The organism is Rouxiella badensis (genome assembly GCF_002093665.1).
GTDB classification, from domain to species: Bacteria; Pseudomonadota; Gammaproteobacteria; order Enterobacterales; family Enterobacteriaceae; genus Rouxiella; species Rouxiella badensis.
The window spans coordinates 1-23,725 of sequence record NZ_MRWE01000043.1 but is presented as its reverse complement, the minus strand read 5'-3'; the positions used below and the strand labels follow the sequence as shown (position 1 = coordinate 23,725).

The window sequence follows — 23,725 nt, the reverse complement described above, 5'->3', positions numbered from 1 at the left end:
AGCCTTTACGCGTATTCTTCAATGACGGCGATGCCAGACTTGCCCGCACCTCCGGTGAAGGCAGTCCCGGTTAAGCCGCTATCATAAACACCGCCACCACCTGAACCATAGGCCATTCCGGTAACGCCCGCGGTGGCGTTAGCTGCACGCCCGCCTCCGCCCCAGTAAGAGTTGCCGCCGCTTCCGGTTAACAGGAAAGTTCCAGACTGACCGTCACTGCCATATCCGCCATTAATGTTGATCAGGCCGCCGGATGCTGTACCGCCCGCGCCTCCTGCTGCGCTAGTCGCGGACCCAAACTGTGCCCCCTGCCCACCCGCGGCCGTATATAAACCGGCAAATGAAGTGATTCCGCCAGAAGTGGCAGACGTATTGCTAGCCCCCGCGCCTCCTGCGCCGACCGTAATGGCATACGTACTCACGCCCGTCAGCGTGAAGTAGGCAATCACGGTTGCGCCAGCGCCGCCGCCGCCGCCGGAGAAGGACTGTGAGGTTGCCGTAGCTTTTGCGCCCGCGCCACCGCCGCCACCGCCAGTCAGCGTAAGTTTGACCAGTCGGGTTCCCGGTGTTGGCGTGTAGGTCGCGCTGGCCGTGAAGATTCTAGGCGTACCCACCAGGCCGCCTTTAAGGGTTGTAGACCCCAGTCCGAGGTTAGTCAGAGCGGCACCTACGCCTGTCGAATTGATAAGCATCCATGCACTCAGACCCGCATTCCACTTCACGGTGGCGAAACCGCCGGAGAGGATTTCCCCTCCGCTCAGCGTTGCGCCAGCGATATTTAACAACGGAAAGGCGGAATGAGAATTAACCGCAAGTTTTGCACTGGACGTATTGCTGGTCTTTGCCTTGAAGGTAAGCTCCATGCCGTCGGTTAACGAGGTGATGGCAGGCATGTAGTTGGCCGCATAGGCATTGGTCGAGCCGAAATCGACGGCGTGCGTCAGGGTCTTTTTCTGCCCTCCATCAACCAGGCCGTTGGCCGGAAGGAACGGCGCGTTTGGCGAAACGCCGATGTTGGCAGCAGTAATCGCCGTAGCACCTTGCACCACGGTAATAACCCAAGCGGCAGTGTATCCTTCATCTGCCGCGGGCGTGGACTGAGTCCCCGTCACCGCCGCGACACCCTGCTTCAAACCTACGGTGCAAATGCCTGACCTGACCGTATTTTGCGTCGCACTTGACCCTGCTGGCCCACTATAGGCAGCCGTCGGATCCGTAGTGTTGTAATAAGGTAGGACTGTAGCCCCAGAATCCTTATCGCTGTAAGCCACCTGAACTAAATAATTAATCGACTGACCCGCAACAGTCGGTGCCGATAAAGTCAATGCGGTAGAGGAAAGAATAATACCCTGCTTTAGAATAGAATTAGTGGTATCTGCCGCGAGGGATGAATATGCCGTTCCATCAGTGTTTTGCAGGCTATATATTTCACCTTTTGCAATATTTATTGTCATTGAGGCCGGATTGGTTGGCGTACATTCCAGACCTCTGAGATAGGTAGCCTCCCCCATAATTGATGCTGAGAGTTTAGCCAAACCTATCAGGGCATATTTATTAGTATTTAACAAATCTGTTTCAAGCGGAATTGCACCAGGATAGACAATTTGACGATCCATTTTAACTCCATAAAGAAATAAGCATGATTTAGGCTTCAGGAAAAAATATATAAGGAGAGAGGATTAACAGGCTGCGGAAAATTAACTGGATGCACTCACTGTGGTGCCTGAGGTATCACTCGTTGCCGTATTCGTTGCGGTAGACGTTGACGCTGAACTGCTGGTTGCCGCAGCTGCCGAGGCTTGCGCAGCAGCCAGAATTGCTGCTCTGTCAGTGGTTACGCTACTCACTGAAGTCTTATCGGCGGTTGTCACGCGCGTAAAACCGGGGAATAACCCTGCTACATAGGTAGAGGTTTCTACCACATCTAAAGGGACCTGACTCATTGAGTAAGGAATATAGCCAGGGTAAGTGATAATAGGTAATGCGCCCGCTATATATGCCCCTACTGTGGCATAAAGCGAAAACATTGCTTGCGCCATTGTTCCCTCTAAGGTAATTGAGCTCACGACGACATAGGCATCTGGCAAGCTTTGGGAATTAATGGTGATGGAACCGGTTAAAGCCATAGATAAAACTCCTTATTAAGAGGATGCAGGATTCAATAATTTATAGTTGATCATATATTGAAGGAGAATAGAATAATTATCACGGTGGGCATTAATAGCCTGAACGATTGCCGTTAAATTATCGGCTATAATTTTCTGATTGGCATAAATCGCTTTAACAGCGGCGGTTTCGCCCGAGGTATCAATGGTCGTATCTATGGCTGAAATAGTCATCTCGGCAAGAACGCCCGGCCCCACCTTTTGATCCGCATTAGGGTCCTGGGTAATTCGCCCACCGATGCTGAGCATATCCCAGATCGGAGCATAATCACCTCCGTTGATTTCAACGCCCATGGCATTAAGCATCGGGACATTAACATAGACAGGAACCTGGTAGATTGATTGCAAAGTGGTTGTGCTGGTCGCAGTACCGCTAGCATTAAAAACGTCTTTCGACGATGCCGCAATGGTGGGAGTCACTGTATCTGCCATTATCCTATCCTCGTCATATTGACTGAAAATTTAATCACGTCCTGCGAATCCTGGCGGATTTGCAGGTTGATGCCACTAATCGCCGTACCGTCCGCATTCGCCTGTTGCATATAGCGCCATTCGTAGGCATAGCCGAGCTGCTGCTGGTTAGTCACCCTGGCATTTCCGACTCCCCATATGTAGACGTCGTGTGAACCGCCACAGCCGGAGTAGTTAGAGATTATCTCGACGTGCCACTTAGAACCTTCCTCACCGTATTTATCCGTGGAGGTATCTGTAAGCGGCAGAATAGTCGTGAAGTCATCCGCACTGGTGGCGCGAGGAACGGCAATATAGGTGTTGATGCCGATTGTTGTATGATCTTTGAGATAAAGCCTTTTCTCGAAGTTGACGAAGTCAGCGGTTATGTTGGAGTAAGGTGAATCGGATACCGTTTTGTTATAAAAGGACAGCGTCGTTCCGGAGTTGCTTACCGCCATGCCGTCAACGATTTGGGTAACGCCGTCGAACGAGTTCTGGTAAAGAAATACCGAGCTGTGAAGTAACCCACCATAAACACCCGCCAGATAACCAGCTACTACCTGAATTTTACCGAACGCGGTGTACTGGAAATCGTGGATGATATCGATGAAGTTGTTAGATGACGCGTTGTCTCCCGCAAGCATCGCTTTGTCGAACTTAATGGCGATATCACTGGCTTTTACGCTGGTGATCGTGCTTCCCGCAGCCCATGGAAAGGTTCCTGTGCCGCCACCGTAGTCTGACATAGGCCGATCGGCAGCCACGATGACGTAATTTGATCCCTGATAAGTGTAGTGAGCCATAAAGGCCAGTTGAGTCGTGCCGTCAGTCAGCATTTCACCGGCATTTCCGACCAGCTCGCTGACGTAAGTGGTATCAGAAAGATGCAGAATGCCCAGCCAGCCGCCATTGAAGTCAAAGTCTCCGTTCACCTGAGCGTATTGCCCGGAGTTGAGGAACCAGATACCGCCATAGTTGTTGGCGGCGATAAATTTAACGAAGAACTTCCACCCTTCGACGATCGGCGCACCGCTGCCCGTACCGGTTTTCATCAATACGCCAAGATAGTTTTGCGTCCAGAAATCTCCGGTAATCCACATCGAGGCATTCGGCGTAAGCTGGTCACCAGTACGAATAACGGCGTAACAGTAAAGCGCGTATCCAATGTGAAAATGTGACAGGGCAAAACCATTGCCGTTAGGTTTAATACCGTCGGCAATATATTCAATGTCACCGCTTGAAGCATTATAAATACCGCCGTGCAAAGTACCGATGGTGATATTTAATCCCGTGACGTTTGCGCCGCCATCACCAATTAGGATCATCGGCGTTGGGCTGTCCCAGAAGCTATCGCATTTCGGGAATGCCGAGTTAACGCTCAATGAATTGAGGTATAAATTTAATCCCTGGGAAGCAAAACCGGCAATTTTCAGCGTATTCGAAATGGTGTAGTTACCCCGTCCGTAGACGTCGCTGCCATCAATTAGTGACTGGTTTATGGCCGCCTGAATGGCGATTGTCCAGTCTCCGGCTTCCGAGTTTTCATCGGCAAAATCCTCAATGTCGATTCTGCGATTGAGCTTTGTTCCGACGGTATTAGCCCCATACGTCTGGCCTATCTGGTAGCCTGAAAGGCCGGCTCCGGCCGGTGCCGCCAGTTCGCTTCTCAATACGTCCTCTGCGGCCAGCGCCTCGGCCGCGGCCTGTTGGGCAAGTGCCACCGCGCTTTGTGCAGAGGCACTGTTCGAGGCCGCCGCGTCTGCCGACTGGGCGGCGCTTAGGTTATAGCCGTTTATCTCATCAATCTTGGCTTCGATTGCCGAGTCCAGGTCGGACTTGTTGGCTAAATCGTTTAATTGAGCCGCAGTAAGAAGTTGACCATCAATAAATGCCATTGTGCTTCTCCAATGGAAGGAAAGAGGTATTCAGGGAAGGTGTTACGACCGGAGGCGCTACCATTGCGCATACTCGAGCAGTGATGACTCACCGGTAATAAAGTCTATCCCTAGTTGTGAGTAATCGTCGGCACGGTGTGAGAGTATTTTGACCCACACCAGCGTGCCTTCCATTTTTACCGAGGCGATCGCCTCGTAAATCTGCGTATCGGTTATCAGGCCGCTAATCATTCCCGTCGAAGCATACTCACCGCGTGAGGCATCGCTGTATCCAGCCGAGACCGCGCTGTAACCCGCAACAAAGGGGATACCTGCGCCGTCTGGCCGATACGCGGTAACAAACGCCTGATAGGGAATCAAAATCGAACCGTATCCGCCCGCCAGTCCATAACCGAGACTCGCTCCCCTATAGGCACCGGTATCCTGAGGTCGCGAGGGTTCGAAAATATCGGGCGTTTTGCCGGTCAAATCCTCGAGGACCTTGATGATAGACTGGCGCGTTCCGCGTTCGCGAAACAGGTTGGTGCGAATAGTGTTGCGAAAAAGATCGTCAGACTGGCCTGCAGAACGGGGCAGATTTTTACCGAAAAAATCATAGGCCGCGATATCAAGCCAGCCGTCAGTCGCCGTATTGATTCGAGTCTGCAGTTTGGCGTACAGGTAAAGCGAGTAACACCAGGAAAGCGCCGATGCACAGCCGGTCAGGATCGCGTCTCTTATCGGGTTGTCGTCCCCGTACCACGTCGGCGGAATGAGCGCCTTGAGGCGGCCTAACATATCTTGAGAGTCGCCAGTCGCCATTTAGCTCACCGAAATTGTGCCAGCGCGGATAACCTGACTGGCGGTTGCTGTTAAGTCATCGGCCAAACTTCCGTTCAGCATGACACCGGTAACGTTGGTCACATACGGGCTTGCGCCGTAGGCAATGGTGGCAAGTTGGGTGAAGGGAAGCGTTTGACCCAGCGCTAATCCGGCAACGTAAGCCTCTAGCGCGGCATCCACCAACGCGACCACCTCGGCGCGCACGGCGGGCGCACTCAAGGTAATCGTCATGGCGATGTTTGCCGTCACCCGTGCCGGTGCAAAAACCCCAAACGTGACCGTAAACCCCCTCACCGCATCGATAGCGCTGTATGCCTGCCCCAGAAATGTACTTGACGGGGCACCGCTTCCGTCGTCCACCACGGCATAAAAATAGCCAGGCTGGGACAGGCCACTGTAAGTCTGATTTTCGGTCAGGGTGTAGGTCACACCGTTTTGCATACTCGACAGCGCGTAGCCGATTGCAGACAGCGTAGATTTAGAGAGTGAGGCTATCCACAGCACGAAGCGGGCGCGAAAATCGGTGTCAGACTCGGCGTCCTCACCAGTGCCAAAGGTCACCGGGTTAGTGACGGTATCGACGTACTGAACGGAGCCGGAGATCACGGTGATCGTACCTTCCAGCGCATTCCCCGCCGCCCCTGCCGTCACCGCCTGTACCGGCACGCGCACTGAAGTGACGCCAGCGGCTATCAGGTAGCCGGCCAGCGTCGGGTCATACGCGGCATTGGTGGTATCGGTGGTGACCAAATAAGCCTGTGAGCCGTCGGTGGTCGACACCTGAGTGCCCACGGGAATCACCGCCTGATTAGTCGCCGTAAAGCGGCTGAAAACCACCTGCCCGGTTGCCGCAGTGGCCGCAAGACGAGTGAAACTGAAATCGGCCATCCAACTGTCGAGGTCATCGCCAGAGCTGGTTGCCGCCCGAGTGGTGACCAGAAGATTCACGATAAGTTGCTGTATCCATATCGCCACCGCCGAGTTGGATTCCAAGATGGAGCGAAGAATGCTGCCGATAGCGGTATCCACCAGCCCGGCGGCGGCGCCCTGTAAAGCGGTCACCTGATCGCTAACCAGCGTTGCGAATGTTTTTATATTGAGAGCCACGGGATTACCTCGTCACGTCGAAACTGAGAGTTGCAGGGGTACCGGTTGTTGCGTCGGTGTAACTGACGTAGACGCTGACGCCCTGTTCGATAATGGTCAGGGTGACGGTGGGGGTCGGATCCTGCGCCACCGCATCCTCGAGAAGCATTTGTCCGAGTATCAGCGCTTTCCATTCATTGATGTTGACTGACTCACCGACCTTTTGGCCCAGGCCGGCGCCGTAGGCGGGGTGAAAAATATAATCCCCCGGATTGGTCATGAGCCGCCTGAGAACCCTCTGCTTACCGCGCTCGGTACTCTCCACGGGACGCAGGTCTCCCGTCGGCGAGGTGCTTAGGTCACCGCCTATATAGTGATAAATATCCTTCATGGGTTTCCCGCTTAGGTGATTTGCTGGTTCGGGCCGTTGGTATTACTCCCCTGCCCGTTCTCGTGATGGGTATGGCCGTTATAGGTAGTGCGAAGGGTCTTTACCGAGCCAGATGCTTGGTTCTGGTCATAGATATCTTTCACCACAATCAGATTTTCATCGACGGTCACGTCGCCGCCGATAAAGTGATGGGCCGGTGCGGTATAGGTAATTTTCTCCGTCGAACTGACCCGCACCTGCCCGTCGTTGGTGAACTTCAGCAAAGAACCGGACTGATGAACGAGCCAGAACTCACCCGATGGCACCGCAGGGGGGCGGTCAATGTCGTTAAACAGCTGCCCGGCCACGACGCCATTGCCGATGTTGAAAGAGTCGGGTTCGATGACCACCACTGCGCCAATCACCGGTCCGGCGACAAGGCCCCAGCCGTTGCCGACCCACGGAGATTGCAGCGGTATCCAGCCGGTTTCTTCGCCGGTGGGCTGTAGTTGAACCTTGACGGCATAGGCAGCGGGATCGTAGGCAGTAATGATGCCCTGCCGCGTGCCGGTATCCCCGGCGCTCGCCTGCATGGCTCGGCTCGCCATCGCGTTCATTAATGCTTTCATGAGGAGACATCCAGTGCTGGGCTATGGTTCTTGCCGGAAATTGACATGGTGTAACCCGAATCCCAACTTAAGGTCCGGCGCACGCTGTCACAGTAATAAATCTGGTCAAACGGGCTTTGAGTCCCCTCAATACGCACCAGCGTATGCGGGGTGAGCAGATTGTCCCCCGCCGTCGAGGCGGTAAACTTCATTTCGTGCTGCACGATGCTCTTATAAAGCGAGAGCGCCAGTGCGTCCGCTGACTCCGGGGTAAGTCCGTTACGGATGATGGTGTAAACCTGCGGATTTTCCTGGGTCGAGGTCTTAGGGTAGGTGGCAACAAACTGCTTGTTTTTGCGTTTAGAGTTCCAGCTCTTCACCTCGACCTTGACGCCTTTTGCAATCGTCAGCGCCCGGGTGAAATGCAGGTCATCAGACAGATTACACTGCGGGTAGGTCAGTGACCCCGGCGGCTGCCAACGAATCACGTAGTTGTCGGCTTTCGCGGGGTCAGGCGCCGGCTGAAAATAGAGGCTGTTATCCTCCACGTAGACCGAATATCCCTCTATGCTCGCCAACGTATTCAGCAGGTCCCACTCGGTCTGTTCGCCGGTCAGATGCGCTGAATCAATCTGATAAAACTCACCAAAGCGACCGGTGGTCGCCGTGACCATCGGGGTCAATCCGTGGCGCTGCGCCAAAAGGCTGGCAATCTGCGAGCTGGTGTAGTTTTTGAAACTCTCTCCAGCCGACTTGGCGTCGATCAGCAGGCCGGTATAGTCGCGCCCGCTGGCGGTAATTTCAAAATGCGCCGGATTAAAATCCCAATCATCAATATTGCCGACAATCAGCTTTTTCTCGTCGATACCGGACTGCGTCACCAACTTGACCGAGAGCTCGACCTTGATGGTGGTCTGCGTGGACCAGTAATTGAGCAGTCCCATTGCATCCGGAAGCGCAGAGGTTGCCAGCGTCAGGTTGAAGGTAGAGGCCGAACGGAAGGAATTACTTTCCACGTCAAAGGTGACAAAAGGCACCTCAACGCCGTTTAACAGGCAGCGACCGCCGATATTTCGCACGCCGGACGTCACTATCGCGTTATTAATATCCATAGTTAGCTCGTTTGAAGGTCGTTCGTCGGGTTTGAAGGAACGATCAGCGTATTGATGCCGGTGAGCGAGGTATCAGTAAGGTGGTTAACCGTCGCCAGCGCGGTCCAGAGCGAGGCGTCACCCAACTGCTCGGATGCCACCTGAAAGAGGTTGCCGCCGGAGTGGGTAATGGTACGAACGCCGTCGGCGGTCTGGCCCGACTGAACGTTCTTACTCAACCGGCCGAGCACGCTCTGCAACTGATATAACGCCGGGAGCTGGGTCGCTGTTTTGACCTGGCTCAGTAAGTTGGTGATGGTTTTTGAGATAGGATTCCCAGGTACCAGCCCACCGAGGGTGGTGATTTTGGTCGCCTCGGCCTCCACCTGCGTAATCGCCTGGCTGACGACCTTCTGCGCGGCGACTATCGGCCTGACCACCGTTTGCACGGTATCAATGGTCGCATGCGCAAAGTCAGTCACCTGATTGACCGCCGACTGCACCGTGGCCATCGCCGACGTCACGCCGCTTACCGCCGAAGTCGCGCTGGTGGTCACATCTTTAACCGATGAGGCGTTGACCACCGCGGCGAGATCCAGCGCCTTGCCCAGATCGCTGTTAACGAGCGCATTAAGGGCGCCGGTCAGGGTATCGGCGCGGACCGGCGCGTCAGTACGCTCAACGATCGCCACCTCAAGGGTGTAGGGTCTGCGATAGACAAACTCGAACACTGGCGTAAAGGCGGTGATCACGACGTTGAAACTGTAGGTCCCGAGGGTCATGGTCAGCATCTTCCCAGCGTCACGCATACGTTCGAGCGTGGTCACCCGATCCCCCGCATTGGCCCCGGTAATCGTGCCCGACCAGCTAAACGCGTCGTACTCCACGCCAAGCACGTCGACGACTCGCTTGCCGCCAATCATTTGGTGCATCACGGTTTTCTGTTTAGCCGGGATCGACAGGCGCTCGGGCACTTCGAAGTCGGTAAACTGAAAGTCCCCGAGTTTCAGGCGGGTCGTGGTGGTGTCTGTCGCCGGGGCTAATTTATTCAGCACGCTTATTACCGACATAAAAACTCCGTTAATTGGTGGCCAGTTTACTTACCGAGCCGGGCGGTAAAAATAGCTGTGAAGGATCGAAACCGCTGACGCCGCTTCTTGGTTTGGAGGCCTCTTTGCTTATTCCACCGATAACGGTCGCGATAAGCACCTGACGCCCTTCGTGGGTAAGCAGCAGATTGACCGGCTGAGGCGCGGCAGAGGAAAATGCCGGAGGCACCGCAGGATATTGGCCTGGGTTAATCAGATGGCGGTACTGCGCGGCCGAATCCGGATTGCTGACATTAAAGTCCGCAGCCCCTTTGCTAGCAACGGCGTTTAACGGCTCGCCTGCAGGACTGTCTTGATTGAAGTGCTTATAGAGCTGATATCCGCCATACCCCGTCGCTGCCACAGCGGCACCCGCGGCAATTACCGGCCATCCGCCTATCATTGCAACGGCCTCGGGTATCGCCTCGGCCGCCGTGGTCAATGCTGCTCTGCCGCCCACTTTTTCGAGTAACTTTAATGGATTGCCCAGTGCACCTGCGGCCTTCTTCAGCATTGACCAACCGCCCTTGAGCCCGGAAAGTGCACCATAGGCCAAGGTGGCGTCAGTGCCTATTGAGGTTAATAACGGGTGCTTGTCCATAAAGTTTGTGCCTATAGCCATGGCGCCGGAGAGGATATCTTCCCCCTTAGCAAAAATGTCCGTGACCTTTCCTTTATCGGCAATCGTGAGCTGCATATCCTGATATTTCTTGGCAACCTGGTCTTTTGCCATCAGCACGCGACTACGCGGAGAGTCGAGAACTGACGCAATACCGGTAACGCTGTTATATCCCGGCTGTGTCTTGAGGGCAGACTCCATGATTTTGTCATAAACTTTCGCACCCGAGCTGCCAAACAGAAGGCTGTTTTCACGCTGCCTGTCGGCGGCACTGTTAATGCCGTGAGCGGCATAGATGGCCATCAGCTTCTGGGTGTAGCGGGCAATGTCCGAGGACTGCAGGTCACTCAGAGTCTGCGTCTGTCCGTTTCCGCTGGCATTGGCAATGTCTAAACGAGCAAGCTCCTGACGAAGGTTTTTCGGCACCGACGCCATTTTGCCGTTGATATGATTGGCCGCCTTTTGCATTCCAGAGGCGGCCGCATCACCCCCCATGTCGTCAATCACCGGTTCAAGCACACCAAAGAGAGAGGCAATATTTTGCCTGCGTGTAGCCGGGCTATTGCTGCTGACGAATGCCTCAAATTTCTTTTGATCGATTGTCTGATGGGTACCCTGAGTGTACTTAAACACCCCATCGGCTATCTCAGAGGCCCGCTTCGGGTCGTTTAACGCGCCCATTGATTCTACGAGTTTATTAATGACTCCGCGGTTGGGGTCTTTTAAGGGGTCATAGGCATCATCAAGCATTTTCGAGGCGACGTCGTAACGTGCCAACACTGGCATCATCACCTCGGCGGCCTGTAGAGACTTTTGCTTGCCCAGACCGTCCGCGTTAAACGTATTTTGAGCATCGGCGAGAATGCTCATCCGGTCCAGGCGTGAGGTATCAGGAATGTTGTTGGTATAAACGAAATCGTTCGCCTGGCTCAGTTGAGCATCATCGAGGCCTCGAGCCCGCAACCCCTCCAGCAGCTTTTGGTAGGCCACGCCCGTGGCGTTGATTTGACTGAAAACCTCGTAAAGCTTTTTGGCCTTCTCTAGTCCGGACTCACCGTCATCATCTGATTTTTTTTCTTCTTCGTGGCCTGACCTCTCTGAGTTCTTGTTGCCCCTACGGCTTTTCCTTCCTGCGCCGCTTTTGGCCTGATCTGTACCCGCTTTTGCCGCATCCCGCGCATGGGTGGTGACCATTTTCAACGCCGAGGCATAATCTTTTGCGCCCTTGATAGCGTTGGAAAACTGATTCTTCATCGCCTCACTCATACCGCTGAGGACTTTTTGCGCATCTTTTGCCGCTGTTGAAACGCTTTTGATGTTCTTCGTCATCTGAATGAACCGCTCATTCAGCGTCTTCGCTTGCTGACTGAAGTTCATCATACTGTGGGTCATCTGGTCATCTAAAGCCTGCCGCACCGCATCTTGATAAGCCCTCACGTCCATAGACAACCTCTTGTTAAAAAATGAAAAACCCCAGCATGTGGGCCGGGGTTATTGAAATGCAGGTCGAGGAGTCAGCCGCTTTACCGGTAAATTAGCCGATTCCATCAGCCCGACTCCTCAAACTGTTTCGTCGTCCAGTTAAACTTGTTGCCCTCGAATTCGCTAAAGACGACCGCCATCGCGAATCTTTCATGCGGCAAAAGCTCGGTTATTTTAAAAACAATATGGAAAGGAACCCCGTTTTTCATCAACCAACATTGATTGCGAAACTCGGGGTTCTGGGCTAGTTTTTTGCGGCGTTGTCATCCAGTTGACCGGCATTTTCTTCGCCAATTTTTTGGAAAATAAACTCCTGAACCGCATTTAATCCGGCTTTTCCCAACACACTGAGCATGCCGTTTATCTGCAGCTTATTGGTAGGAACGGCATATTTTTCACCGTCAATTTCCTCCACCCGCGCCGTAGGAAAAACGTACATGTTCATGTAAGGCATATTTACTGCGTCTTCCGCGCCCGCTGCGCAGAAGACGCGCGCCTCCTGCACGGCATCCAGTTCGCGAATTTTAATCACGCGACCCCGAACGTCGGTCACAGTGCCGCCCTCTTCCACAGGCTGTTTCAGGTCTTCATCTTTCGTTTCGTGGACGTTTAACTTTGCCATTTCTTTCTCTCAATCAAGATACGCGGATGCGGCGTTGTGCGGTAAAGGTCATGGACTGACGAACAGTCTGGTCGCCAGACTTCTTACCCGGATCCGTAAAGTGGATCTGAACATTCGTATAACGCCAGACGCTGACGGAGCCATTCACTTCTTCGATAGTCTCGGTGATGGTGCCTGCTGCGCGATTCACGCCGCTGTAGTAATCGGCTTCCCACTGCGCCCACCAAGCGTCGAGAGTCGCATCCTGACGTTCGGCTTCGATGGTGCCGCCCCAGTTTTTAGGGATAAGCAGCTCATCGGTCAGGCCGTTCAGGGGGGTGATTTCAAGGCTGTTGACTTTAGGTTTCGCGTCAAAGCTGATGACCTGCGGAATGCGCAGAGTTCCGTAGGCGGTGACGATATCGACGGCGATATCGCGGCCAAGAGTGTATCCATTTTGCGGCATAGTCTTGCTCCAGAGAGAAAACCCGCCGTGGCGGGTCTTGAGGGTGATTAGTTAGACGCTGAGTTAGAAACCGTGATGGTGACGCTGCCGCCGCCTTCGAGGTTAATCAGGAAATAACGTACGACGTTCAGATACTTGACCGCGACGTCGGCCTGCATGTAGCCGAGTGCAACCTGAGAATCCGGATTGTTGGTCGAGTCCAGGGTAACTGCGAAGGAGGCAGCACCGTTCGGATCGCCGATCATGCCCTGATCGTCAAGGTTTTGCAGAAACGCCTCAATGGTGCTTTTCGTCTCGCGACGCAGGTCTGCGGTCTGATTTTGCCCCACTACGCCGCCAAAACTGGCTGCCAGAGTTAATGACAGGTAGTTGGTCATGCGGGTATAGGTGTCGTCGTTCTGGCTGGCGGTCGAGCTGGTGTTACGGCCGGAGCGGATACCAAAGTAGTTGCCGCCCGGACATGGGTTGGTAATGACGTCGAGACGCGCCGAGTTGATAGCCCCGATTTCAGACAGCGAGTAAGGCTGGTTCGCCAGGTTGCGCTGGGTTGATACGATAGTGCTGATTGCTTTGTTCAGCGTAGAGATTGATGGACTGCGCGCGGCAATATTGGCGGCCTCGAAGGTTGCCGGTTCAACCATGCGGGTCAATCCGTTAACGCTGTCCAGCCAGTACACCCAGTCACCGACCATCGCCTTGAAGTTCCAGCTGTCTACCCCTGCCGTGTTGAGCAGCGCTGCCGCCGAGACATAGGTAGTGCCGGCGCTAAACTGCGAGACGGCATAAGAACCTTCGCTGGCGGCAAACGTATTCACCGTCGGCCACAGCGTGGAGGTAGTGAGGCCCACTAGGTTGATGACCTGCGAATTGGTGCCACGCAGAGCGTACATCCCTTTACGGGTAGTACTGGTGCCGTCGGAGCCGACCAGCGCGGCATCAGTAATGCTGGCAGCGCCGTCGGTGCCGCCCGTCAGGCTGTAAGTGGCCGTTACATTTGGCAAGGCGCTGCTGGTACCAACGGTCGCGATAGCCAGTTGACTTGCGCCGCGTACGCTGGTTTGTCCGTTATTGACCGCATTTACCAGATTTGTCCAGAAGGTCGCACCGTTGCCGGTAATGTTGTCGAACACTTCGGCGGTTTGGCCCGGCAGATAAATAGTCAACTTGTAAGAGCTAACCGCCGAACCTGCGGTAATCATCGCCTGGATGCTGTTACCGGTGGTACCACTGTAAATTGCGGTCAAGGTTACCCCCGTCGCCGGACTGCTTGCCACATCCTTTAAAGCAACGCTGGCGGCAATGTCGGTGCCGTCGGTGACGCGCACGCAGTTCAGGTTGGTCGCACCGAGTTGCAGAGAAATGGCAACCGCCGTCGCAAGGTCATATTTGCGGTTCTGCTGACTGCCGATGTACAGGGCCTGATCGCTTGCCGAACTAATCTGGAACGGGCTGTTGACCGGACCCCAGCTTGCGATACCGACCAATCCGAGGCCGTCGGTCGCAACGCCATTAATGTACTGTGTCTGGGGTGCAACAACCTGGACGTATAAGTCTGGCGCGGTCAGCGCAGAGGTGTTCAAACTGCCAGCTTGATAAATCGGCATGGCTATCTCCAAATGAAAGACCCACTTCAGGCGGGCTCTGATGTTGAATAAAGGGGATTATGCGGCGCGTTTAATCACGTAAACGGCGAGTTCGCCAGCGAGGATGTCGTTGATTTCATCCTCATCGGTAATCTCGTCGCCAACCTGATAATCGGCAAACGCAATGCGGGTGACCAAGATAAAGCCGAGGGACGCCGCCGCCGCTGCCGCTGCCGAGGATGAATCTGCGCTTACGGACGCAGTAGAGCCTGACGCGTTAACGTCATCGGTATCTGCCATGATTACTCCTGATGATTTAGAGGGTTTGGGTGTGGTCGTTGATGCTCATAACCGGTGCCACAACCTGCGGCGCCGAGAGAGTTTGCGAGGTGGCATAGTTCACAGAAAAAACCATGTCACGCCGGTAGATTTGGGTGTTTTGGGAATACATTGAGCGTGCATAAATCATGAAAGCCGGCAGGTTGTCCAAGAGCTGTAAACTGCTGTTAATCGACAATCCTTCATCCAGCGCTCCACCGAGGGTATCGCGCAGCAGCCTCGTCGGAGCCCAGACGGTTATGCGGTACTCTTTGGCTTGCCTGCGCAGCTCCCGCGCCTCGGTACCGACGCCCCCCACTCTGGCCACTATCTGCGTCGCCTGAGGTAGGCTGATAACCTCCTCGACGTTGCTGGCGTTCGGAATAAGCGTTGTTATTGCTGTCGCAATCGACGTTAGTGTGTCACCCGATTGCACGGAATAATGATAACCGCTGCCATCGACCAGAAAGTAGAGGTTCTGAGGGGTTGAAACGGTACCTGATAGCGTGACGGCGGTGCCGCTTACCGTTGCGATAACCGACGGATCTCCGCAGTCTACCGCGCGATAAGGCCGCCCTAGCGCGGTGGGAATTTTTTGCTCGCCTTCCATCGGATACACCGAAATATGCGTTATCCCGGCCTGGATATCGGTGTCGAGCACGCTGTGAACGGGCCAGCCAGCGTAAATACTGACTACTGTGCCGGTAACACTGGGCGAGCCCGTACCGTTGGGATAAACAATTGCGGCCACCTGAGCCGCAATAACATTGAGTATTTCTGAGGGATCGGCCATATCACGTAGGTGCCTGCATAACGGTGATGCGCCATTGGGTAGCGTGAAGCTCGGCGCGGGAGATGACATAAACGCGGGTTAATGTCACCGGTGATAAAACAGAGGGAAAAGTCTGCTCGTCGAGGCGTCAATCGCTCTCGAGGTCGCAGGCGTTATTGCGCGGCAGAATTATCTTTTCTAGATGAAAGATAAGTGCGAAGAATTTCCGTTCTCTTTTCCTCTTCGTCCTGCCGGGCACTGAGAGCACGTCGATTGCCCAGATATGAACCGAGCGACAGAAGCGCACCAAAGATTGCGCAGAATATGTAGATCCACTGTTCAGTAGTCAGTCCAGCGGCGCTGGCGATTGCCGTTACCGAAGCCCAGTAGTGTGTCCAGAATCCGTCACTATTTTGATTCATCTTCATGGCCTCCACCTCCAACCGGGGTTGGTCGCGTCTTAGTCATTAATAGGGTTAGAGACGGGGAACAAAAAAGGCCCACCGAAGTGAGCCTTTGCTGTTTTTCACAACGAAAGTGAAAGACCTGTTGCCTGTTCCGCCATGCCAACGAGCGGCCCGGCGCGCAAACGAAAAAGCCCTCGCATTGCTGCCAGGGCTTCTGAATTCGTTCGCTGCGGGGTTTACGTAAACGGTGTGTAACTGAATGACTTATTGCCTATTTATTACGAAAAACCCTTGCTGCCATTGTTGTTCGCTTTTATTTCCAAGCTTAGATGTAAATATACAGATTCATTTCTCACTTTTCAAGGATTTTTAAATAAAAATTTCTTAATAGGCCACATTAGGGGTATCAGTGTTCTCTATTGTGCGTTTCATCGCAAAAAACATCTCTTCTTCAAGTATCTCTTCGCACCATGTCACCCGCTTTCTACCCGCCTGAACGTTAAACCCGGTGTGGTAGTTGATATCTTTGGCGATATTTTGCACAGTTCGCCGTTCACAGTAACGTTTGATGGCCACGGAACGAATCGGACTGTCGCGCTTAATCTCTTTGTGCATGACCGACTCCACGAAAGCGGCGTCATCCTCTTCTTTGGCCGAGGCAAGAATATTGCTTATCGATGCGCCAGGTACCACGATTTGACGCGATCGCCTGAACAGCTCCTCGCCGCGAAGCCCTTCTTTATAAAGACCTTCAACGACCTTAATGATTCTCTCCGACTGATCCTGGCTCCATTCAGAGCGGATCATCAGTCTGCCAATCACGCTGACACAGCCGGTCGGTGCATCATCGCCGCCGAGATGTTTACCCCATAGAGACAGCATATAGCGCGTCCATACCCGTTGCGCAGGCGTAATAGTTCTACGGCCGCGACACCAAACGCGGCGCAGATCCGCCTGTTTTAACACCATAGGTAAGGTATAAAGTGCATCTTGCTTTCTCATATATTTCCCCAAATATTCTAAATTTTTAGTTAATGCCTTGAGATTGAGGAGCCTTTCCGACTCCTTCTTTATCTGTAAGAGGTGACAACCGAGAACGCTGAATCACTGCATCAGGTCAGTCTCCCGAGTGCGCTCTGCCAGCGAGTGCTGGACTGAGGCCGACGCCTGCGTTCTTCGAGATAGGCTGAAACGCACCATGAGAGACGGTCTGGATTAAGCTGCTTGCGGGTCTGGATATGACGGGCGTGGTACTGGAGGATTAGCTGTTCGGCTTCGTCGGTGCTGAGGTTATCGTGTAGAAACCAGCTTCGCTTCATGCTGCCTCCGACACCAATACGCACAGGTTGAAATCGGTATCCCGGTGATGGCCACAATCTGCCGATAGGACTTGCCCTCGCCCTTGAGTCTGACTACCTCGTTGACCGACGCCTGAGTGTGCTGATTGTTAGGTCCGCGGCTAAAATAGATGCCGTTGCGGCTTGCGAAAGCCATCAATGCGGCTTTGGTTCTGTTCAGAGTGTCTGCAATTTCCTGCGGAGAATACTGACCGGCCATCTCTTTAATCTTCTTGATGTCGCCGGTGGTGTATTCCCGCTTTATAACTTTTTTACCTTGTCCCTCTGACTGATGGTCATCAGAACGCCATTAATCACGGCATGTTCCTCAGCCTTTCGGTCATTAACATATTTCTTGAGAGTTAGACGACTAACGCCCAGGATCCTCGCCAGTTGAGCCTGATTACCTCTGGTCGATACCAGAAGGTCGGGAATTGTTTTTACGTTGATGTCCATACATTGCTCCTTCTAGAGTTGTCGTGCCCAGCGAAGATAAATCTCAACCACTTCTTCACTGCGCCTGATAATTGCGGCACACCGCTCTGCGGTGCTGACACGAGAGATCCAGCTACGGTCATGGTTGGAATAGATGTCGATGACCAGGAAGTCGGTAGAGGTGATTTTCATAAGGCGCCCCTTAGGCCATGTTTGGCTCGAAGTTCAGCGATTTTGTTGAGTACTTAACTGCGTAGTGTGAGAGTCTCTTCACGGACGGAATGCATCCATTGGCATGCTGACGGGCAATATCCTTGATAGATATCACCCTAACCCTCTGATATTCATTAATTCGCTTTGCAGCGACGTAGGACAGTACGTCCATTGTGAAAAGAGCAAGATGTCTTCGGTGGCTAAGCAGTTTTGTAATTAAACGCTGAAAGCCCTTCCTTTTCGTACTTTCAGTACATATTATTATTGAACTGAAAGTCTTTGCAAGTGGTTTACTATCGTACTCATGGTTCAAACTGAAAAACTGCGTGAAGAATTTGCTCAGAGGCTGGCGCAGGCCTGTAAAGACGCTGGGCTTGATGAACATGGACGTGGGATAGCCTTATCCCGCGCGACAGGTTTGTCTTCAAAAGGCGTGAGCAAGTGGTTAAACGCAGAATCGTTGCCGCGCCCTGCCGTCATGGCAGAGCTGGCCAAGTTTCTCAAGGTTGACCCCGTCTGGCTGCAGCTGGGAATCATCACCGGTGAAGGCAGCAACGTGTCCAACCCAAGGCCTTACACCCGAGGTACCCAATATCCGGTGATAAGCAAGGTCCAGGCCGGTGCCTGGAACGAAGCCATTGAGGCTTATAGCCTAAAAGATATCGACCAATGGCTTGAGTCTGACGCGCATATTCAGGGCGAGGGATTTTGGTTACTGGTTGACGGTGACTCGATGACCGCCCCCATGGGGCTCAGCATTCCTGAAGGGACCTTTGTCCTGTTTGACACCGGCAAAGAGGCCACCAACGGCAAACTAGTGATCGCCAAACTGACCGATGCCAACGAAGCGACGTTCAAGAAGTTAGTGATAGACGGTAACCAGAAATACCTTAAGGGGTTAAATCCCGCCTGGCCGATGGTTCCGATCAATGGCAATTGCCGCATCATTGGCGTCGCCGTCGAGACTAAGTTCAGACTGCCATAATCCGCGCTATTAGATTAACGATACCGCCTAAACCCAGCCTTGCTGCTGGGTTTTTGTACCTGCCGTTCATTTTCATCCTCCTCCCCCGTTATTTGTTCAACCAATGACATCAAATATTTTTGAAATAAATCTCTTTACCCCTCAACAATTTAAACCAAAAGTACGAATTTTTCATGAGATTATGTACTTTTAATTCTTGCGAAATTTGTACCAATAGTTCAATATTTATTTTCAAACCGGCCTGGAAGAACGCGACTATAGAATCCTGTGCTGCCCGCTCTTTACAACGGTGCCTGACGCACCTACGTGGCTGAAAAGCCGATGAAACCCCGCTTGAACCTGGGCATATTGATAAATAGTGCCCGCCACATTCAGGAGACAGGTATGACACGCAGAACGCCTTTTAACGGAACCGCTGCCACGCGCCGTCGCGAAGCGCGCCAACATTTACAGACGCTCGCGGTCAATGACTTCAGCAAAGAGCTGGACGTAACACCCGCGCGGCCAAGTCGGGTCGAGCTAAGCTGCAAACGCAGGCCGATCAGTCGGGTGGACAAGGCACTGTCGGTTCGTGAAACGCGCTACTACCCAAGCGGCGATAACCTTTGCCTGCCACAGGTCGCGCTATTTGCCGTCTCGCCTCGCAAATAATGCGGTATTGCAGTCCCAGACATCCGCACAAACTTAAAAACCTTTAAGCCGCCTCGCGCGGTTTTTTTACGCCCACATTTTACGTCGACACAATGATGAGGATGGAACTATGAGTACGGACAACGGTGGTCAGGCCTTTCCCCGCCCTTACAGCAAGGACGACTGGCTGGAGGAGCATAACTACGCGCAAGACGGTATGAGCCTACGCGATTTTCTGGCCGCGAAGGCCATGCTGGGATTGGTTATTTCCGAAGGTAGCGCCAGCGCGGCCAACGGTTACGCCGATCTGAGTACGGCATCCTATGCCCTGGCTGATGCCATGTTGGCCGAGAGGAGCAAATCATAAAAGAACATCATCGGGCCTCGTTAATACGGGGCTTAATCCCCTTTTAGAATCGAGGTTCGTATGAGCAAATTCGATGATTACATGGATGAATACGTTGAGGATATTGCCGGTATGGCAATCAAGAGAAGACACACGATGAGCCTGCCCCGCGTCGATTACATCAGAAAGATCTTTGATGAAATCTATCAACGCGGTTATGACGAGGCAATGGAAGAGACAGCATATAACAAGCAACCCAGGAGGCAGCACAATGGCTGATATCATCGACCAAGCAATGGAAGAATTTGAACACCACCTCAACGCAGCAATCGCCAACCGAGCCAAACCTGTCCCCCCTTCGCTGATTTGTAAAAACGGCGATTGTGGGCAACCCTCGCTTAATGGCACCCGCTATTGCAGCTGCGAATGCAGAGAAGATCACGAGAAAGAAGTCTGGTCGATAAAAAATCGAAAAATATCACGCTAATTGCTAGCCAAATTTTACCCGTGACCGTAAAAATGCATTTATTTACTCACGGGTAGTTATTTTTATTTTAAAAAATTACTTCAAAGCTCGAAATTAAATAATTTAACTTATAGCGTGCAATGGGTTTTAAGATTAATTAATAAAAACCTAAGCCAAATCTCATTACCCCCGCATTACTTTGACAAAAATTGCTATCAATCGCTAATTTGTTAGGCTTTCTCAAGAATTAAGGCTAAGTTAATCCCGCTTAAAATTCATAAAAGGGATGTTTTAATGAGTAAGGTTCAGGTCAAGAGCTTTAGTGAAGCTCAGGAGTTACTGTCTATCGGTGACGAAATCGATATCGAGCTGGCGTTTGACGTTACCACCGACGAGTTTTTCACCCTCGCCAAAGAGTGGTGCTGTGAAGGAGTAAAAATTAAAAAAGGCGATAAATTCTTTATCGTATCCAGAAAAAACTTCTTTATTCCCGCAATGAGTTAATGCCTGATTGACGGCATAACTTATCTCTCTACCTCGATGATTTAACGGGCTTCAGAAAATAGCGTGAAGCCCCGACTTTGGACATTCATTTCTGCAAAAGCTTCATATCAACAACAAAAAACCGCCCAAATGAGGTTCTAAATTGCTCAATATGAATCGCTAACCCAATAAAATACATTTTCTAGCTAATTACCCAGCCACTGAGAATTATTTAAAATAAACATTATTTTCAATAAGATGCAGCATTGAGCTAGCAAGACCCACGATCATCTCATCGCTTTTGCCGCATTTGAAGTGTTTTTTGATGAGCTGATGCAAAATACCGTTCCCCAAACAGACTAGTTATACTGAGTTATAACTGAATGCCTCTATTTTGAGCCCAAACATACCCGATAAAAGTCAATGTCAGGCGCGTTCAAAAAGAGACGTGCTTTCACAACGGCATTGTTGCCTTTAAGAGGCTGGGAAAAACGATGATTGAACTCAATATAGTTTCGCTTAACGCCATATTACAACAGGGGCTTTGAGTAGGTATTTTTAGGGGGAAATTATACGACTATCCAAGAGGGGCTGAGATCCAAACGAAAGAGGAAAAGCTTAATAGACTAACAGTAAAAATATCACTTACCCCATTCGAGCGAAATAAGCTGCTGCGTGGTAGCAAGATACCATGGCTTATTTTTTGATAGCCAAGACGGTTTTTTGGGGAAACAGCAAACATCTCGTGATGTTTAAAACACCGAGATTGTAAGATAGTTGGATAATGAATTATTTTTTAGACTCTTTCTTCTCTCAGACAACGAGCCAATCGCTTAAGGATTGCTGAATTGATGGAAATTCCATCCATTGCAGCCATTCGCATAATTTCTTCTTTCATTCTTTCGGGCAAGCGAATCATAAACTGTTCACTTTTACTTTGCGTATGCAATAGGCTCATATATTTATAGCTGATCGAGCCAAAGTGAACGGCAGGTCAATGAATTCTGAAATATTGCAAATGATTGACGATAGCATTTCAGGTGCCTCTCAGACCGCTGAAACGGTAAAGCACTATGATGAACACTCCAGGATCATCATCGATCAGCAAAGAAAAATGTTAGCGGATCAGAATGCGCTATCCCGTTATCTGATGGGGGAAGTGACAGCAATACTCAAAGGGCTGATGCCAGACGCTGCAATTACAGAAAAATACAAATCTGCCCTCAAAGGGCTCGAGGATAATCAGGTGATTTTTGATAAACAAATGGAGAAAATCACCCAAAGATAACCTCCGGAAATACACATCTCACAAGCGGCTAAAAACATCTCTCCTATTGACCATTAAATAAATATTACTAAGATCTTTAGGTTGAAGAGACTGATGTTAAGGAGGCGAGGTGATAGGTTGGAAATTACTTGTGAGCCTGCTGGCTTTCGCGATCGTTGGACTTGCACTATTTGGCTTTATTTTTTCATTTCTGCAGATCAAGTAAAGCGAGCAAACTGTATTTTTAGTCGTTGATTTACCTATTCCCTATAACAAAAAACCCGCTCAAAGCGGGTTTTTTTATCACTGTCACTTATCTGCTCAGGCTCAGGCCTTCATCGCTATCGTAAGTGCCAGCGAAATTATCGACAATTAAAGTCCGATAACATTAGCAGCAGAAGGACCCTTCGCGCCGTTCTCGATAGAGAACTCCACTTTTTGACCTTCGTCTAAAGTCTTAAAATCGCTGCTCTGGATAGCGGAGAAGTGCACGAACACGTCCTTGCTGCCATCTTGAGGAGTGATAAAACCGAAGCCTTTCTCAGGGTTAAACCATTTTACTAAACCAGTCATTTTGTTAGACATAGAGACTTCCTTTCATTTTTTTGAGCCACTTGCGTAGCGAACATGGCATGTTTTTCAGCATGTTACTTATTGGGCACTTAGGAGGAGGCTCATGAAGAAGGGTATCTAGTGATAACACTTGAAATGAGGACTGCTTTACTAAAACTGCTTTCATAAGGTCTGTGTTACAAACCGATAACAACATAATAGACCTGGTTTGATTTATTAAGCAAGGTTTAATTTTATTGATGTTTAAATGAGCCACCAAGGTTCCTTGAGCCAAAACATGCGTAATGGGGTGCTCCAGACCCTTATCATTGAGACATAAACAATAAAAGCCCTGACCATTGCAGTCAGGGCTTTTAAGGTACTACAGACTTAATATTTAACATTAATGGACTTAATCATTATTACTGCTAATGATACTACATTTAAATGTACACGTTTACTAAAGATAATATCGGGTATTGATTTTTACTAAAACCTCCCTAAGTTTACCGTTAAGTTTTCTAACAACCCGATGATGCAATTCAAAAATAGCATCTTAAACAAGTACACTCCCCCTCGCGACATAGACTCTTGATGCGTGGCCTTACTTTCGTTGCGATTATCACACTCAATTAATCACGAAACAATATCGCAAACAATCACTTGTGTATCATGGCCTTACATCGTCGCGCTAACATCACTACTTTGCGATGACAAATACCGACTACATGGCCTTAAAACATTACCAATATTAAAAGAGCTTACTCTTAAAATCGGCAATCCCATACAACACACTTCGTGGCCTTTATCGCAAATACATCTTCAACTTAATTGATCTATCCAATTTAAACAGCAACATTGCCGCTGTTTAGTTCTAATTTACGGATTTAAAAAAAAGTGTCAATACTGTTTTTAATAACATGTTTTTATTACCAGTGCTCACAAATACTATCGGTTGAAACCTGTCATTAGAATATTTCCATTGCACAATCTTCTAATAGACTTAGCGACGTAGGCTCTGATAAATGACTATAGAGAGTAGTGCCAGGACAATAGATTCACTGCCTACTGTAAATTCAAACAGTGTCAGAGAGTCTGATGCTAACTCTAAGACATCTTAAATGGCCTAATTTTATACGAATTTTATGATTAATTATTAATAATCAGAGGCTTAACCCATAATCA

31 protein-coding genes are annotated in these 23,725 nt (G+C 51.1%); 7 read left to right on the top strand and 24 right to left on the bottom strand.

What is annotated here, in order from left to right; translation table 11 throughout:
* Positions 1–5: 5 nt before the first annotated feature.
* The 22 genes from BS640_RS19685 to BS640_RS22105 all read right to left on the bottom strand — a co-directional run bounded on the left by BS640_RS19685 (position 6) and on the right by BS640_RS22105 (position 17,790).
* A complete protein-coding gene (locus tag BS640_RS19685; RefSeq protein WP_084913198.1) occupies positions 6–1,616 on the bottom strand; it encodes a glycine-rich domain-containing protein in 1,611 nt (536 codons plus the stop codon).
* Between the two features lie 81 nt (positions 1,617–1,697).
* Positions 1,698–2,126: a hypothetical protein gene (locus tag BS640_RS19680; RefSeq protein ID WP_084913197.1), complete on the bottom strand. Its 429-nt coding sequence runs from the start codon at positions 2,124–2,126 to the stop codon at positions 1,698–1,700.
* Between the two features lie 15 nt (positions 2,127–2,141).
* Positions 2,142–2,597 (bottom strand): hypothetical protein, encoded by a 456-nt coding sequence (locus tag BS640_RS19675; RefSeq protein WP_084913196.1) that lies wholly within the window; start codon positions 2,595–2,597, stop codon positions 2,142–2,144.
* The gene (locus BS640_RS19670) at positions 2,597–4,513 is read right to left on the bottom strand and encodes a hypothetical protein (protein WP_084913195.1); all 1,917 of its coding nucleotides are present in this window, start codon (positions 4,511–4,513) and stop codon (positions 2,597–2,599) included. The genes BS640_RS19675 and BS640_RS19670 overlap by 1 nt, the downstream gene beginning before the upstream one ends.
* A 57-nt stretch (positions 4,514–4,570) precedes the next feature.
* Positions 4,571–5,314, bottom strand: a complete 744-nt coding sequence (locus BS640_RS19665; protein WP_084913194.1) for a hypothetical protein — start codon at positions 5,312–5,314, stop codon at positions 4,571–4,573.
* Positions 5,315–6,442 (bottom strand): baseplate J/gp47 family protein, encoded by a 1,128-nt coding sequence (locus BS640_RS19660; RefSeq protein ID WP_084913193.1) that lies wholly within the window; start codon positions 6,440–6,442, stop codon positions 5,315–5,317. It lies immediately after the preceding gene.
* A 4-nt stretch (positions 6,443–6,446) separates the two neighbouring features.
* A complete protein-coding gene (locus BS640_RS19655) occupies positions 6,447–6,812 on the bottom strand; it encodes a phage tail protein (protein ID WP_084913192.1) in 366 nt (121 codons plus the stop codon).
* Between the two features lie 11 nt (positions 6,813–6,823).
* Entirely contained in the window at positions 6,824–7,420 is a 597-nt protein-coding gene (locus tag BS640_RS19650) for a phage baseplate assembly protein V (protein WP_084913191.1), read from the bottom strand.
* Positions 7,417–8,511, bottom strand: coding sequence for a phage late control D family protein (locus BS640_RS19645; RefSeq protein WP_084913190.1), 1,095 nt, complete (start codon positions 8,509–8,511; stop codon positions 7,417–7,419). Before BS640_RS19645 ends, BS640_RS19650 begins: the two co-directional genes overlap by 4 nt.
* A gap of 2 nt (positions 8,512–8,513) precedes the next feature.
* Positions 8,514–9,560: a hypothetical protein gene (locus BS640_RS19640; protein ID WP_084913189.1), complete on the bottom strand. Its 1,047-nt coding sequence runs from the start codon at positions 9,558–9,560 to the stop codon at positions 8,514–8,516.
* A 10-nt stretch (positions 9,561–9,570) separates the two neighbouring features.
* On the bottom strand, positions 9,571–11,640 hold the full coding sequence (locus BS640_RS19635) for a hypothetical protein (RefSeq protein WP_084913188.1): 2,070 nt from the start codon (positions 11,638–11,640) through the stop codon (positions 9,571–9,573).
* 283 nt (positions 11,641–11,923) lie between these two features.
* Positions 11,924–12,301 carry a hypothetical protein gene (locus BS640_RS19630; protein ID WP_084913187.1) on the bottom strand — a complete coding sequence of 126 codons (378 nt, stop codon included), beginning with the start codon at positions 12,299–12,301 and terminating at the stop codon, positions 11,924–11,926.
* A gap of 13 nt (positions 12,302–12,314) precedes the next feature.
* A complete protein-coding gene (locus tag BS640_RS19625; protein WP_084913186.1) occupies positions 12,315–12,746 on the bottom strand; it encodes a hypothetical protein in 432 nt (143 codons plus the stop codon).
* Positions 12,747–12,793: 47 nt separating this feature from the next.
* A complete protein-coding gene (locus BS640_RS19620) occupies positions 12,794–14,350 on the bottom strand; it encodes a phage tail protein (RefSeq protein WP_084913185.1) in 1,557 nt (518 codons plus the stop codon).
* Between the two features lie 57 nt (positions 14,351–14,407).
* Positions 14,408–14,629, bottom strand: coding sequence for a hypothetical protein (locus BS640_RS19615; protein WP_084913184.1), 222 nt, complete (start codon positions 14,627–14,629; stop codon positions 14,408–14,410).
* 16 nt (positions 14,630–14,645) lie between these two features.
* The gene (locus BS640_RS19610; RefSeq protein ID WP_084913183.1) at positions 14,646–15,440 is read right to left on the bottom strand and encodes a hypothetical protein; all 795 of its coding nucleotides are present in this window, start codon (positions 15,438–15,440) and stop codon (positions 14,646–14,648) included.
* 152 nt (positions 15,441–15,592) lie between these two features.
* Positions 15,593–15,847, bottom strand: coding sequence for a hypothetical protein (locus BS640_RS19605; RefSeq protein WP_169713502.1), 255 nt, complete (start codon positions 15,845–15,847; stop codon positions 15,593–15,595).
* 363 nt (positions 15,848–16,210) lie between these two features.
* Positions 16,211–16,828, bottom strand: a complete 618-nt coding sequence (locus BS640_RS19600; RefSeq protein WP_084913182.1) for a hypothetical protein — start codon at positions 16,826–16,828, stop codon at positions 16,211–16,213.
* Between the two features lie 110 nt (positions 16,829–16,938).
* The gene (locus BS640_RS19595; protein ID WP_081601392.1) at positions 16,939–17,145 is read right to left on the bottom strand and encodes a hypothetical protein; all 207 of its coding nucleotides are present in this window, start codon (positions 17,143–17,145) and stop codon (positions 16,939–16,941) included.
* A complete protein-coding gene (locus BS640_RS19590; RefSeq protein WP_084913181.1) occupies positions 17,117–17,383 on the bottom strand; it encodes a helix-turn-helix domain containing protein in 267 nt (88 codons plus the stop codon). Before BS640_RS19590 ends, BS640_RS19595 begins: the two co-directional genes overlap by 29 nt.
* A 41-nt stretch (positions 17,384–17,424) precedes the next feature.
* Positions 17,425–17,619 carry a helix-turn-helix domain-containing protein gene (locus tag BS640_RS19585; protein ID WP_017490977.1) on the bottom strand — a complete coding sequence of 65 codons (195 nt, stop codon included), beginning with the start codon at positions 17,617–17,619 and terminating at the stop codon, positions 17,425–17,427.
* 12 nt (positions 17,620–17,631) lie between these two features.
* The gene (locus BS640_RS22105; protein WP_017490976.1) at positions 17,632–17,790 is read right to left on the bottom strand and encodes a hypothetical protein; all 159 of its coding nucleotides are present in this window, start codon (positions 17,788–17,790) and stop codon (positions 17,632–17,634) included.
* Positions 17,791–18,115: 325 nt separating this feature from the next.
* Between BS640_RS22105 and BS640_RS19580 the strand changes: the two genes are divergently transcribed.
* The 6 genes from BS640_RS19580 (at position 18,116) to BS640_RS19555 (ending at position 20,742) form a co-directional block, all read left to right on the top strand.
* Positions 18,116–18,796, top strand: coding sequence for a LexA family protein (locus BS640_RS19580; protein ID WP_084913180.1), 681 nt, complete (start codon positions 18,116–18,118; stop codon positions 18,794–18,796).
* Positions 18,797–19,180: 384 nt separating this feature from the next.
* Entirely contained in the window at positions 19,181–19,447 is a 267-nt protein-coding gene (locus BS640_RS19575) for a transcriptional antitermination N peptide (protein WP_084913179.1), read from the top strand.
* Between the two features lie 109 nt (positions 19,448–19,556).
* Positions 19,557–19,793: a hypothetical protein gene (locus BS640_RS19570; protein ID WP_017490973.1), complete on the top strand. Its 237-nt coding sequence runs from the start codon at positions 19,557–19,559 to the stop codon at positions 19,791–19,793.
* Between the two features lie 60 nt (positions 19,794–19,853).
* The gene (locus BS640_RS19565; RefSeq protein WP_017490972.1) at positions 19,854–20,051 is read left to right on the top strand and encodes a hypothetical protein; all 198 of its coding nucleotides are present in this window, start codon (positions 19,854–19,856) and stop codon (positions 20,049–20,051) included.
* A complete protein-coding gene (locus BS640_RS19560) occupies positions 20,044–20,259 on the top strand; it encodes a hypothetical protein (protein ID WP_017490971.1) in 216 nt (71 codons plus the stop codon). The genes BS640_RS19565 and BS640_RS19560 overlap by 8 nt, the downstream gene beginning before the upstream one ends.
* Before the next feature lie 273 nt (positions 20,260–20,532).
* Positions 20,533–20,742: a hypothetical protein gene (locus BS640_RS19555; RefSeq protein WP_017490970.1), complete on the top strand. Its 210-nt coding sequence runs from the start codon at positions 20,533–20,535 to the stop codon at positions 20,740–20,742.
* Positions 20,743–21,517: 775 nt separating this feature from the next.
* Here the strand turns inward: BS640_RS19555 and BS640_RS19550 are convergent.
* Positions 21,518–21,679 (bottom strand): Arc family DNA-binding protein, encoded by a 162-nt coding sequence (locus BS640_RS19550; RefSeq protein WP_084913178.1) that lies wholly within the window; start codon positions 21,677–21,679, stop codon positions 21,518–21,520.
* On the opposite strand from BS640_RS19550, the gene BS640_RS19545 reads away from it, so the two are divergent.
* Positions 21,680–22,009, top strand: coding sequence for an Arc family DNA-binding protein (locus BS640_RS19545; RefSeq protein ID WP_139802847.1), 330 nt, complete (start codon positions 21,680–21,682; stop codon positions 22,007–22,009).
* Positions 22,010–22,360: 351 nt separating this feature from the next.
* Here BS640_RS19545 and cspE read toward each other — a convergent pair whose 3' ends face one another.
* Positions 22,361–22,573: a transcription antiterminator/RNA stability regulator CspE gene (gene cspE, locus BS640_RS19540; protein ID WP_017490967.1), complete on the bottom strand. Its 213-nt coding sequence runs from the start codon at positions 22,571–22,573 to the stop codon at positions 22,361–22,363.
* Positions 22,574–23,725: the final 1,152 nt, after the last annotated feature.